Below are 11,941 nucleotides of genomic sequence, written 5' to 3'. Positions count from 1 at the left end.
TTTGTTTAAAACAGATTACATGACAACCAGAATTTCAGATGCCGACTTGATACTAAATTCGGATGGTAGCATCTACCACCTAAATTTGCTACCTGAAGACGTATCGGATACCATAATTACAGTTGGTGATCCAGAGCGCGTTAGTGAGGTTAGTAAATATTTCGATTCCATAGAAATTAAAAAAGGGAAAAGGGAATTTATCACTCATACTGGCTATCTAGGTAACAAGCGAATCACTGTAATTTCTACTGGAATCGGAACAGATAATATTGATATTGTACTAAATGAAATTGATGCCTTAGTAAACATAGACTTTTTAACAAGGAGCGTTAAAGAAGAACTCACTATTTTGAAGATCATTAGAATAGGTACTTCTGGATCCATACAAAAAGACATCCCAATGGGAACAATTTTGGCTTCCAGTTTTGGTTTAGGACTTGATGCTTTAATGCGTTACTATAATCAAAATTCAACCCTAAAAGAGTTAGAAATATTGGAGGCTTTCAAAAAGCACAGTCTAGAAATTTCAGATTTAAATCCATATCTGACTAAAGCTGACGAAGAACTTATGGCCACAGTTGGCAAAGATCTTACGACAGGGATTACTGTTACCGCACCCGGATTTTATGCACCTCAAGGTAGGAAAGTTAGGGCTGTTAACTCAATCTCAAATCTGATACCCATGCTAAATAGTTTTCAATACGGTGATGTTCGTCTTACGAATTTGGAGATGGAGACTGCAGGGATATATTCATTATCCAGGGTATTTGGGCATCAGGCATTATCTATAAATGCTATCCTTGCTAGTCGCGTGAATTTCGAGTTCAGCAAGGATTCCTCAAACGTTATTGAGCAAGCAATCAAATTGGTGCTGGGGCGTTTAGTTAGTGTATAGGGCCAATTTATAAGCTTTCTGAATAAATAATTTTGCAAATTATCAAACAAAAATAATTCAGTGCTGTTGATTTTACAATATAACTTTAAGCGATATGTTCAATTCATTAAAAGACAAATTTACTTTATTTTTTCTAAATTCTATATTCAATTCGTATGAAGCTGGCGAGCTTGATACAGGAAAAAGATTAGTTTCAAGTTTTGCGGGAGCTTATTTGCTCAAAAAAGCTATTAAGGACGTACCTCAGCATCCATATAAAGCTGCTCAAAAATTCGCACTGAGCGTACTATTGCTATATGCGGCGGCGAGTGGGCTAAATAAGAAAATCATTAAAAAACCCAAGGAGCTTTCGGATATAAGAAAGAATCAGATACAAGGTAATGATCCACATGCTATCCCTGCGTTCGTGTAGGAAAATCATTTAATCATAAAGGTGCGGATAACTATTTATCTGAACCCTTATTTTTTTAGCTATCCTACTATTTATTTTTTGGTTTAGCCGTCATAAAAAACGTTAGTTTACCACCATTCATGATATCGACATGCCTAATGGTATATTTTGTAACAGGTTGTCCATTTAGTAAAACCTTTAAAACGAAAACGTTCTTATCGCTCTGATTTAATGTTTCTACAGTAAATGTTTTACCATTTTCCAAAGTTAATTGTGCGCTTTTAATAGATGGGCTACCCAAAGAATATTCGTCCGATCCTGGCGACACGGGATAAAATCCAAGAGATGAGAACATATACCAGGCACTCATTTGACCGCAATCATCGTTTCCTCCTAAACCATCTGGCGTAGCTTTATACTGCATTTTCAGGATCATACGCACACGCTGTTGTGTTTTCCAAGGCTGATCTATCCAATTGTACAGGTAAGCCACATGGTGTGCTGGTTCATTCCCGTGAACGTATCCACCAATGATCCCGTCTCTAGTAATATCTTCCGTATCAGCAAAAAATTTATCAGGCAAATGCATGGAAAATAGAGAATCTAATCTAAGTCCAACTTTCTTTTTACCTCCCATTTCAGCAATCATTCCATTTGGATCATGCGGCACAAAAAAGCTATAATTCCAAGTATTACCTTCAATAAACCCTTGAGCATGAGTACTCATTGCATCGAAATCTTTCTTGAACGTTCCATCTGCCATCTTTGGGCGCATAAAGCCTATCGACTTATCAAAATTATTAACCCAATTACCTGACCTTTTTAGGAACTTCTCATATATGCCCTGTTTACCTAATTTTTTCGCAATCTGTGCAATGCACCAATCATCGTAAGCATATTCCAATGTATTAGAGACGGATGTACCGCTACGCTCAGCAGGTATGTAACCTAAATCAATGTAATCGCCTATTCCTTCATAATTGCGATGGTTAGCGGTAGTTATACAGGCCTCTAAAGCTTTTGCTGCGTCTCCATCATACACTCCCTTGATAATAGCATCTGCAAGAACAGATACACTATGATAGCCGCTCATACACCAATTGTCGTTGGCATAATGAGACCATATCGGAAGCATCTTCAAAGCACTTTGTTCATAATGAGCCATCATGGATTTTACGACATCATTGTTTCGGGATGGCTGCATGATGTTAAAAAACGGGTGAAGCGCACGGTAAGTGTCCCATAAAGAAAAGGTTGTATAATTGGTAAACCCATCTGCATTGTGCACATTCTGATCAAGTCCTTTGTATTCGCCATTTACATCTGTATAAGTCGTAGGGTTGATAAAAGCATGATACATTGCCGTGTAGAAGTTCGTCTTATCATCAGCTGAAGCATCGATCTTAATCTTATTAAGCTCTTTGTTCCAATCAGATTGCGCCTGTTGTTTAACCTTATTAAAATCCCATCCAGGTGCTTCAGCCTTCATATTCTCTACTGCATTTGCCTGGCTTACCGGAGATAAAGCGAACTTAATCTTAACTTTTTCTTGTTCGTCAGTTTTGAAGTCAAAATACATGCGAATTCTCTTTCCCGCTATTTCGGGGAAATTCTTGTTCTGATCAAATTTCCTCCAAAAGCCGCTATATACCTGATCTTCATCGTAATTCTTCTGTCCATATGATTTAAATGGTTTGGAAAAGGTCATCGCAAAATAAACCGTTCTCGTCCGTGCCCAGCCATTGGTTTGTCTATAACCAGTAACCAACGTGTCGTTTACAACTCTTACATAAGTCCACACATTCTTATCATCATAGTTGTAAATACCAGCCATAAGGTCAAGAATGATGTGAGAATCATATGATTTTGGAAAAGTATATTGATGCATTCCTACCCTGGTTGTTGCAGTTAACTCGGCAGTAATGTTATCATCATCTAGTTTCACTTTGTAATATCCTGCTTCGACAATTTCATTTGCATGACTGTAGGCTGAACGGTAGCCCGACTTAGTATCATTGGAAGTTCCTGGATTCAATTGTAATTTACCTTGTGTAGGCATAATCAGAAAGTCTCCAAGATCTGAATGCCCTGTGCCGCTAAAATGCGTATGACTAAATCCAACAATGTTCTTGTCTTCATATTTGTAACCAGCACAATACTTATAAACATCACCATTGTATTTTCCATTAAACTCGTATGATAGCGTATCAGTTTCAGGGCTCAATTGAACTGCTCCAAATGGAACTGTTGCACCAGGAAATGTATGCCCCATCTTCTGTGTTCCAATTATAGGTTTAACGTACTTCACCAAATCCTGCTGAGCATTTACTTTTAAGCCGACCAACAACAAGCTGGCTATTATTATTCTCTTCATTATTATAAATAACTTGGTTTATGATAGCTCTAAGGTAAAAATTTATAGGTATACTTTGACAAGCATTTGACCTCGAAATGCCAATCTATGAGTTAATTCCACTATTTTTGTATTTCGAAAAATTACAATGAGTAAAAAAGGCAGAATTCTGGTAGCCATGAGTGGAGGAGTTGACAGTTCAGTTGCAGCGGTGATGCTTCATGAGGAAGGTTACGAAGTAATTGGCTTAACGATGAAGACCTGGGATTATGCTACTTCAGGAAGTAGCAGTAAAGAAACCGGCTGCTGTAGTCTTGACAGTATCAACGACGCTCGTACCCTAGCTGTAAATTATGGCTTTCCTCATTATATATTGGATATTAGAGATGAGTTCGGCGACTTTGTAATTGATAATTTTGTGGACGAGTATCTTGCTGGTCGTACCCCTAACCCTTGTGTTCTATGCAACACACATATTAAATGGGAGGCTCTATTGAAACGTGCTAATAAACTTGATTGTGAATTTATTGCAACGGGTCATTATGCCAATATTAGATTCGAGGAGAATGGAAGGCATGTGATATCAAAAGGTAGAGACGAAAATAAAGACCAATCTTATGTATTGTGGGGTGTCTCACAAGAAAACTTAGCCCGTACAAAATTTCCGCTTGGATCGTTCGCAAAATCTGAAATCAGACAAATGGCGATGGATATGGGACAAGAAGAATTGGCTAAAAAAAGTGAGAGCTATGAGATTTGTTTTGTGCCAGATAATGATTATCGCGCTTTTCTCAAACATAAGGTGGAAGATCTGGAAGATCGTGTCGCAAATGGTAATTTTGTACTTAGTAATGGAATGATTATTGGACAACATAAAGGTTATCCTTTTTATACTATCGGTCAACGTAAGGGCTTAGGAATTGCTTTTGGGGAGCCTATGTTTGTGTTGCAGATTCTACCTGAAAGCAATACTGTTGTTTTAGGAAGGGCGAATGAATTAGAACGGGGAGAGGCAATGGTAAGAAATATTAACTTGGTTAAGTATTCTAATATCAATGAGCCTTTAGATAACGTAGTTACAAAAATAAGATATAAAGATGCAGGTACGCTGAGTACCATTGTTCAAGAAAAGGATAGAATTCGGGTAGTGTTTGACCATGCGGTATCAGCGATTGCACCTGGACAATCAGCAGTTTTTTATGAAGGAAATGATCTTTTAGGGGGCGGATTTCTTTGTTAACCAACTATTTAAATCATTGCTTATCAGATACGGAGATCCGCTTTTAGCGCGTTTTCCCTTATACCTTTCAAAATAATAATCTACTCTGCCAAGATTAATTCCTGCGAATCCTACTTGATTTATTGTTGTGACTTTGCTACTCAAGTTTAATACATCTTCTGGCTTATCCATGAATGTATGAGTGTGTCCGCCAATAATCAGGTCAATATTATTATTATTCTTAGCCAATATTTTATCGCTTACTCTATCACTCGAATAAGTATATCCAATGTGAGAAAGGCAGATAATAAGGTCGCATTTTAATTCATTTCTCAGGAAGTCAGCTGTTTCATTCGCTTTTTTTTGGGGGTCAAGATAAAGGGTATCGCCATAGCTACGGATATCAACAATCCCTTCAAGTTGAATTCCAATTCCAAAAACACCTATACTAATACCTTCTTTGTTAAATACTTTATACGGTATAGTGGATTTGTTAAGTAATGTATTTGAGAAGTCATAGTTGCTACAAAGAATTGGGAAATTCGCATGAGGCAGCTGCTCATAGAAACCTGCAAGGCCGTTATCAAAATCATGATTACCCATTGTTGCGGCGTCATAACTCATAGCTGTCATCAGCTTCATTTCAATCTCGCCACCGAATTTATTGAAATAAGGAGTACCCTGAAATATGTCACCAGCGTCAAAGAGTAAAACATTGCGCTCTTCTCCTCTAATCTTTTTTATAATTGCGGCTCGTCTGGCAATTCCGCCTAAACCCTGATACCTGGAACCATCCATAGGAAATGGCTCAATTCTGCTATGAACATCATTGGTGTGGAGAATGCTGAGCTTGACAACATCTCCAGCCGCAATCGCTTGCAAAGGATTAAGGTTTAACGCAGTTGCTAAAGAAAGGATGCCTCCCGCCTTCAGAAAACTCCGTCGATTAGTTTTTAGTGATTCTTCCATCTAATATTGGATTAATATTTTTTCCTTCTTTTTCAAGATTTTGTATATAATTTATCAGTGCTGTTCTAACCTTTAAACCCAGATGCTTTTTGTCAATAGGTTTCTTGAAACTTTGAAAATTATCTCCTCCACCAGCCAAATAGTCTGTAGTTAAAATTCGATAGCTTTTTGAAGCATCAAATGGTTTGCCCTTAATAGTAATGTTGACAGGTTTTTTGTCTACGATTTTCATCCTTAAACCTGAGACTGGCTCGCCATCATTTAACGCAATAAAATTTATTAAATTTTGTGTGTCTGTACCGCTGAGTGTAAATACAATCAACTCATTTTCGAACGGCATAGTCTCAAAAATATTAGACATGGTCACCTCCCCTTTTGAGATGTCCAAACGCAAACCGCCTTTGCTGGTAGGTATTGCAAAATCAATATTGTTGTCAATTTTCTGTGCTTCATGGAAAGTAGCATCAGCAAAAAAGTTGCTCAATAAACTTTCAGGGTTTTTATCACTTTCAACTTTCGACATTAAAACGTTGGAGTGTGCAATGACCTTATTCATCTCTGCCTCCATCTGCACCTTATAGGGATTGTAAGCCTTAATAATGTTGCTGTCAACCGGCAGATCATTATTTATATTATATTCTGCTCGCTTTGTTTGAGTAATCTGATATTTGCTTTTACAAGCAAATAGGCATAAAACCGCAAATAAAATTAAAGTGTTAAAACGGTAGTTACATTTAATCATAATGGAGTTTAGCCACACTATTTAAGCATAAAATAAAGGTATAAAAAAAGAGAAATCCCATTAAAGATTTCTCTCGCATTTGTGATGAAATCACAGTTCAGTTACAAATTTTTAGTTATCTCTGGACTTAAAGGCGTAGTTTTTGAGCGGAAGCGGTGTACTAATTCTCCTTTTTCATTGATAAGAAATTTTTCAAAGTTCCATTTGATATCTCCAGTAAAATCAGAATTGGGAGCCATGGTCAAATATTTGAACAATGGAGAAATCTCGGCACCTTTAACATTACTTTTCTCAGATAGTAAGAAGGTAACATTGTATTCGCCAGTACAAAATTTCTTAATCTCTGCATTGGTAGCGAGCTCCTGATCATTAAAATTCGCCTGAGGGAATCCAATTACAATTACTTTCTTACCATACTGTTTATGTAACTTTTCAAGATCCTCATATTGTGGAGTATAACCGCATTTGGAGGCTGTATTCACAATTAAAATTTTCTTCCCTTTAAACTTGGAAAGTTTAACTTCTTTGCCGTCAATTGTCTTAAAAGAAAAATCATACACGCTCTTTGCTGGTGGTGTAAAGAACATGGTAAGTAAAACTAATAGTGTATTCATGTTTTTGGGTTTTTAGATACATACGAAGTTAACTACAAAATGGATATAAATATATAGCCGCCAAGTAAAATAGACGATAGAAACTTTTGCATTGGAGAATTAATCAAGCAAATTATACATGAAATTTTGAAATTCGGCTTATTTATAGCTTTATTTGCAGAAAAACGTTCTGAATGGCGAAGAATTTATTGATAGTTGAGTCACCCGCAAAAGCTAAAACGATAGAAGGGTATCTAGGAAAAGATTTTCTTGTTAAATCAAGTTACGGTCACATCCGGGATTTAGTTAAAGGAGACATGGGAATCGATATCGCGAATAATTTCTCTCAAACTTATGAGGTGCCAGCCGATAAAAAACAAGTTGTCGCAGAACTTAAGAAACTAGCGAAAGAAGCTGAAATGGTATGGCTCGCATCAGATGAGGACCGCGAAGGAGAAGCGATTAGCTGGCATCTATTTGAAACTTTGGGTTTGAAAGAAGCAAATACTAAACGAATAGTTTTTCATGAGATCACTAAACCGGCTATTTTAAAAGCCATCGATACGCCAAGAACAATTGATTACAATTTAGTCCATGCTCAACAAGCAAGACGCGTACTGGACAGGTTAGTCGGTTTCGAATTGTCTCCAGTCTTATGGAAGAAAATAAAACCGTCTTTGTCAGCGGGCAGGGTCCAATCGGTCGCTGTAAGATTGATTGTTGACCGAGAGCGAGAAGTTAATAAATTCAACGCCGTTGCGGCCTATAAGATCACTGCGCAATTTCTAACAGGAAAGGGAAAAGAACTCGTAAAAGCAGAACTTCCACTCCGTTTCGTAATAGAGGATGATGCAGAGAAATTTGTAAATGACTGTTTTGAGGCAAGCTTTGAAGTTGGTAGCCTAGAGACTAAACCCGCAAAACGCAATCCGGCTGCACCTTTTACAACCTCTACATTACAGCAAGAAGCTTCCAGGAAACTCGGGTATTCCGTTTCGAGAACCATGCAAATCGCTCAGCGATTGTATGAAAGTGGACATATTACTTATATGAGAACGGATTCATTAAATCTTTCTGAAACTGCCTTACAAGCCGCTGCTGCGGAGATTAAATCTGCATGGGGTGAAAAATATCATCATCTAAGAGTCTATAAAACAAAATCAGCCGGCGCTCAAGAAGCACACGAGGCTATTCGACCAACATATTTTAGCAACCATACGGTAAATGGTGACAGTTCAGAACAGAGGCTTTACGAGCTGATCTGGAAACGGGCAATTTCATCTCAGATGAGTGAAGCGCTGTTTGAGAAAACGACTGCTCAGATCACCATCAGCAAACGTAGCGAAAGACTTGTTGCAGAAGGTGAAGTGCTTAAATTCGATGGGTTCCTAAAAGTTTATCTGGAGTCAAGTGATGACGACGATTTGGACGAATCCGAAAAAGCTGGAATGTTACCGCCATTAGCTCGAGGTCAGGAATTGCTTTTAAAAGAATTGAGTGCAACTCAACGTTTCTCAAGACCACCTGCAAGATATACAGAGGCTAGCTTAGTCAAAAAACTTGAAGAGTTGGGAATAGGAAGACCCTCTACTTACGCGCCAACAATTTCAACAATTCAAAATAGAGGATACGTAGTAAAGGAAGAAAGAGACGGTAAACAGCGCTCTTATACCGCAATCACTTTGATAGATGGAAGAGTAACAAAGGACATAAAAACAGAAATTACGGGGGCAGAGAAAAGCAAACTATTTCCAACAGACATAGGAGAAGTCGTTAATGACTTTCTCGTTGAGCATTTCAAGGGGATTGTTGATTTTAATTTTACCGCAAACGTTGAAAAAGAATTTGATGAGATCGCACAGGGTCTACAGGATTGGACAAAGATGCTTCACTCTTTCTATACTCCTTTTCATATTGAAGTAGAATCAACGCTTGAGAATGCTGATAGAGCTAACGGTGAAAGATTATTAGGGATAGACCCAGTTTCAGGTAAAAACGTTTATGCGAAGGTAGGAAAGTTTGGACCGTTAGTTCAAATTGGTCAGAATGATGTTGAGGAAAAACCAAGATATGCTAGTCTTGCGAAGTCGCAATCTGTGGGAACGGTAACGCTCGAAGATGCATTGGAACAGTTTAAACTGCCTTTTCAGCTGGAGGATTACGAGAGCAAAGATGTGTCAATTGGCGTTGGAAGGTTTGGTCCGTATGTTAAATGGGGCGAAGCTTACATTTCTGTACCAAAAAACGAAGATCCCCTCACTATCAATCGCGATCGTGCGATTGAATTAATTATGGAAAAGGTTACCGCAGATGCGCCTGTTGCTCATTTCCAAGCCTTGCCTGTAACTAAAGGCACTGGTCGTTTCGGCCCTTTCATAAAATGGAATGAGTTTTTTATAAATGTCCCTAATGCTTACGACTTCGATAACTTGAGACCTTATGACATTGAAGAATTGATTAATAAAAAACTTGAAAAGGAAGCAAATAGATTTATTCAACAATGGGAAACAGATAAAATTGCTATTGAAAATGGTAGATGGGGACCATTTATTCGTTTTGGAAAAGAAATGTTGAAGCTTCGCAAAAATCCGAAGTCTAACGACAAGTACACTCCTGAAGAACTTGCAATATTAACTTTGGAGGATGTTAAGAAGTTGGTAGTTGAACAGGTTCCAAATGCATTTGAACCGAAAACAAAAAAGGTAGCTGCAAAAAAAGCAGGTACCGTTGCAAAGAAAATGACTACTAAAAAGCCTTCTACTAAAAAGGCTGTTGCAAAGAAATAAGCATTTGCGAATATGAAAAAGGATCTGCCAGAAAATGTTGTTGAAGATATAGCTATGGCCGTGGTGTTGCTCAGCGAAACACCTGAAGTTAAGAACTGGACGGTCTACGTGGTAAACCTGAAAGACATTCAGATAGACAATGTATTAATCAGTTCCAAAGGATATGGGGAGAAACATGCTAAAATAGTTAAAACATCTGTGTTGAGGCATTTTATAGGTGACTTGAAAGCAAAATCATACGCTGGGGTGGAAGCAATTGACACAGAAGTGTTCGGTCTCACAAACGAATATTGGTTAAGTTACTATATTGGAGGAGTAATTTATGATAAGAAATTCATTTTCCTTCCAGAAAGCATCGTGGATGAAAACCTGATAAGAATACCACTAATTAATAAACCTGGGGTGATGATAAAATAGCGTTTTGTAAATCAGCTAAAATAAGTATCTTCCTACGAGATACCCCAACCCATTGCGTATGACAACCCAACGTTCTTCCATTCTTAAAAATCAGCAAATAGTAATCATTGCTTATTTTTCTTTCTTGTATTTTCTATACCTACGCTAGAGGAATATAAGTCATACTCAGCTTTTAGAATACCATTTACCTTTTCTGCGATTGCGTTATCATAAGGACTTCCAGTTTGGATCATAATGATAGCTATGTGATTGTCTGGCAGCATATCTACATAGTTTTTACAGCAGTACTGTGACCCCCTGAATAATATGTCAGCTCAGCTTTGTATTTCCGGTTGTCTAAAACCATTTGTGATGCATCCTGACATCTCTGCTATAAAGCTGGTGAATTTTGCCCCGATAAAATTGAACAATCATCTTCTTCGAAAGGTGAAAAGACCGGCATCTGCTCCTATCATAAACTCATCCACTTCGACAAAACTGAACGTTTTCAACAAAACGGGGATTGCGTTTTTGTTTCAACCATGGTCCACTATTGAGGGCTGCCCTTCTGAGATTGTTTACGATCAGGACCGGCTGTTTATAGTTTCAGAAAACCTTGGAGATATTATTCTAACCGCTGGCTTTCGCACTTATGTGGCCCAAAGTAGTTTCATTACCCATTTCTGCAGGACGGCAGATCCCGAGAGTATGGGTAAGGTAGAGAATGTGGTCAAATATGTGAAACAGAACTTTTTGTGCAACCGTTCTTTCAAGGACCTGGAAACCCTCAATAATGAAGCACAAGCCTGGCTTTCCCGTACAGCAAATGCCCTTGAACATGGTACAACCAAAAAGGTGCCCGCGCACGAATATCAAATAGAGAAAGACTTTTTAGGAACATGGCATCCGGTAATTGCTGAAGCTGAACAATACCCATGCTATATGGTGCATAAGGACAATAAGATCTCCTACAAGAGCAATATATATAGTTTGCCCATAGGTACTTACAAAGGAAAAGGAACAAAAGTCTTACTCAAGGTCACCTTGGATCAACTGATCCTTTTAAATGAAAAGCAAGAAGAAATCTGCCACCATGAGATCTGTAAGCTTAAAGGACAGAAGATCCTTTCCTGTGACCATGGCCGCGATAAACATGCAGCCATTGGTGAGATGATGCAGGAGTTTAGTGAGCTGATGGAAAATAAATTACAGGCGCTGAACTGGGTTATGCAGATAAAAGACCATAAGCCAAGATATATTAGAGATCAGGTCCAGCTGCTTAAAGCAACCGTTACCGGCCTTGACCCTATAATTGCATCCCAGGCACTTAATTATGCCTGTGCTCATCAGATTATCAGTGCTACGGACTTTAAAGCTATGGTGCTCGCCTTGCAGCGCGAGAAGATAAAAGACAATCAGGTTAATCCAAAAATCATACAGCTTAATCCCCTGAATGGAACAAGCAGGATTATAGCAGATACAACGCCCGTTCAAAGCGAATTGAGCACTTACGATAGCTACTTCACCATAAAATAATAACTGGTACCCATTGCCACGGTAGCCGTTAAGCAATGGGTACCTTAACTAAAACTAAGAC

11 protein-coding genes are annotated in these 11,941 nt (G+C 38.2%); 6 read left to right on the top strand and 5 right to left on the bottom strand.

What is annotated here, in order from left to right:
• The first annotated feature begins 19 nt into the window (after positions 1 to 19).
• Positions 20 to 895 (top strand): nucleoside phosphorylase, encoded by an 876-nt coding sequence (locus ACHFIZ_RS14785; RefSeq protein WP_410887179.1) that lies wholly within the window; start codon positions 20 to 22, stop codon positions 893 to 895.
• Between the two features lie 94 nt (positions 896 to 989).
• Positions 990 to 1,307 (top strand): hypothetical protein, encoded by a 318-nt coding sequence (locus ACHFIZ_RS14780; RefSeq protein ID WP_410887177.1) that lies wholly within the window; start codon positions 990 to 992, stop codon positions 1,305 to 1,307.
• Between the two features lie 67 nt (positions 1,308 to 1,374).
• Here ACHFIZ_RS14780 and ACHFIZ_RS14775 read toward each other — a convergent pair whose 3' ends face one another.
• The gene (locus tag ACHFIZ_RS14775) at positions 1,375 to 3,660 is read right to left on the bottom strand and encodes a GH92 family glycosyl hydrolase (protein ID WP_410887175.1); all 2,286 of its coding nucleotides are present in this window, start codon (positions 3,658 to 3,660) and stop codon (positions 1,375 to 1,377) included.
• 127 nt (positions 3,661 to 3,787) lie between these two features.
• Between ACHFIZ_RS14775 and mnmA the strand changes: the two genes are divergently transcribed.
• Positions 3,788 to 4,879: a tRNA 2-thiouridine(34) synthase MnmA gene (mnmA, locus tag ACHFIZ_RS14770; protein ID WP_410887173.1), complete on the top strand. Its 1,092-nt coding sequence runs from the start codon at positions 3,788 to 3,790 to the stop codon at positions 4,877 to 4,879.
• Here mnmA and ACHFIZ_RS14765 read toward each other — a convergent pair.
• The 3 genes from ACHFIZ_RS14765 to ACHFIZ_RS14755 form a co-directional block, all read right to left on the bottom strand.
• The gene (locus ACHFIZ_RS14765) at positions 4,856 to 5,827 is read right to left on the bottom strand and encodes a bifunctional metallophosphatase/5'-nucleotidase (RefSeq protein ID WP_410887171.1); all 972 of its coding nucleotides are present in this window, start codon (positions 5,825 to 5,827) and stop codon (positions 4,856 to 4,858) included. The two genes, mnmA and ACHFIZ_RS14765, sit on opposite strands and share 24 nt — an antisense overlap.
• Complete coding sequence (locus tag ACHFIZ_RS14760) at positions 5,805 to 6,569, bottom strand: 5'-nucleotidase C-terminal domain-containing protein (protein WP_410887169.1); 765 nt, start codon at positions 6,567 to 6,569, stop codon at positions 5,805 to 5,807. Before ACHFIZ_RS14760 ends, ACHFIZ_RS14765 begins: the two co-directional genes overlap by 23 nt.
• 101 nt (positions 6,570 to 6,670) lie before the next feature.
• Positions 6,671 to 7,183 (bottom strand): glutathione peroxidase, encoded by a 513-nt coding sequence (locus ACHFIZ_RS14755; RefSeq protein WP_410887167.1) that lies wholly within the window; start codon positions 7,181 to 7,183, stop codon positions 6,671 to 6,673.
• 173 nt (positions 7,184 to 7,356) lie between these two features.
• On the opposite strand from ACHFIZ_RS14755, the gene topA reads away from it, so the two are divergent.
• Both topA and ACHFIZ_RS14745 read left to right on the top strand, forming a co-directional pair.
• Entirely contained in the window at positions 7,357 to 9,948 is a 2,592-nt protein-coding gene (gene topA, locus ACHFIZ_RS14750; RefSeq protein ID WP_410887165.1) for a type I DNA topoisomerase, read from the top strand.
• A 12-nt stretch (positions 9,949 to 9,960) separates the two neighbouring features.
• Positions 9,961 to 10,365: a hypothetical protein gene (locus ACHFIZ_RS14745; protein WP_410887163.1), complete on the top strand. Its 405-nt coding sequence runs from the start codon at positions 9,961 to 9,963 to the stop codon at positions 10,363 to 10,365.
• Between the two features lie 104 nt (positions 10,366 to 10,469).
• Here ACHFIZ_RS14745 and ACHFIZ_RS14740 read toward each other — a convergent pair whose 3' ends face one another.
• Positions 10,470 to 10,628 carry a hypothetical protein gene (locus ACHFIZ_RS14740; RefSeq protein WP_410887161.1) on the bottom strand — a complete coding sequence of 53 codons (159 nt, stop codon included), beginning with the start codon at positions 10,626 to 10,628 and terminating at the stop codon, positions 10,470 to 10,472.
• Between the two features lie 43 nt (positions 10,629 to 10,671).
• On the opposite strand from ACHFIZ_RS14740, the gene ACHFIZ_RS14735 reads away from it, so the two are divergent.
• On the top strand, positions 10,672 to 11,880 hold the full coding sequence (locus ACHFIZ_RS14735; protein WP_410887159.1) for a hypothetical protein: 1,209 nt from the start codon (positions 10,672 to 10,674) through the stop codon (positions 11,878 to 11,880).
• Positions 11,881 to 11,941 lie beyond the last annotated feature (61 nt).

Source organism: Pedobacter sp. JCM 36344 (assembly GCF_046546555.1).
Classification (GTDB): Bacteria; Bacteroidota; Bacteroidia; order Sphingobacteriales; family Sphingobacteriaceae; genus Pedobacter.
Note: the sequence above shows the minus strand (reverse complement) of the source record. Positions and strands in the feature narration are given on the sequence as shown.

Coding starts and splice junctions, on each gene's coding strand:
- ACHFIZ_RS14785 (WP_410887179.1), top strand. CDS start 20: ATGACAACCAGAATTTCAGATGCCGACTTGATACTAAATTCGGATGGT.
- ACHFIZ_RS14780 (WP_410887177.1), top strand. CDS start 990: ATGTTCAATTCATTAAAAGACAAATTTACTTTATTTTTTCTAAATTCT.
- ACHFIZ_RS14775 (WP_410887175.1), bottom strand. CDS start 3,660: ATGAAGAGAATAATAATAGCCAGCTTGTTGTTGGTCGGCTTAAAAGTA.
- mnmA (WP_410887173.1), top strand. CDS start 3,788: ATGAGTAAAAAAGGCAGAATTCTGGTAGCCATGAGTGGAGGAGTTGAC.
- ACHFIZ_RS14765 (WP_410887171.1), bottom strand. CDS start 5,827: ATGGAAGAATCACTAAAAACTAATCGACGGAGTTTTCTGAAGGCGGGA.
- ACHFIZ_RS14760 (WP_410887169.1), bottom strand. CDS start 6,569: ATGATTAAATGTAACTACCGTTTTAACACTTTAATTTTATTTGCGGTT.
- ACHFIZ_RS14755 (WP_410887167.1), bottom strand. CDS start 7,183: ATGAATACACTATTAGTTTTACTTACCATGTTCTTTACACCACCAGCA.
- topA (WP_410887165.1), top strand. CDS start 7,357: ATGGCGAAGAATTTATTGATAGTTGAGTCACCCGCAAAAGCTAAAACG.
- ACHFIZ_RS14745 (WP_410887163.1), top strand. CDS start 9,961: ATGAAAAAGGATCTGCCAGAAAATGTTGTTGAAGATATAGCTATGGCC.
- ACHFIZ_RS14740 (WP_410887161.1), bottom strand. CDS start 10,628: ATGCTGCCAGACAATCACATAGCTATCATTATGATCCAAACTGGAAGT.
- ACHFIZ_RS14735 (WP_410887159.1), top strand. CDS start 10,672: ATGTCAGCTCAGCTTTGTATTTCCGGTTGTCTAAAACCATTTGTGATG.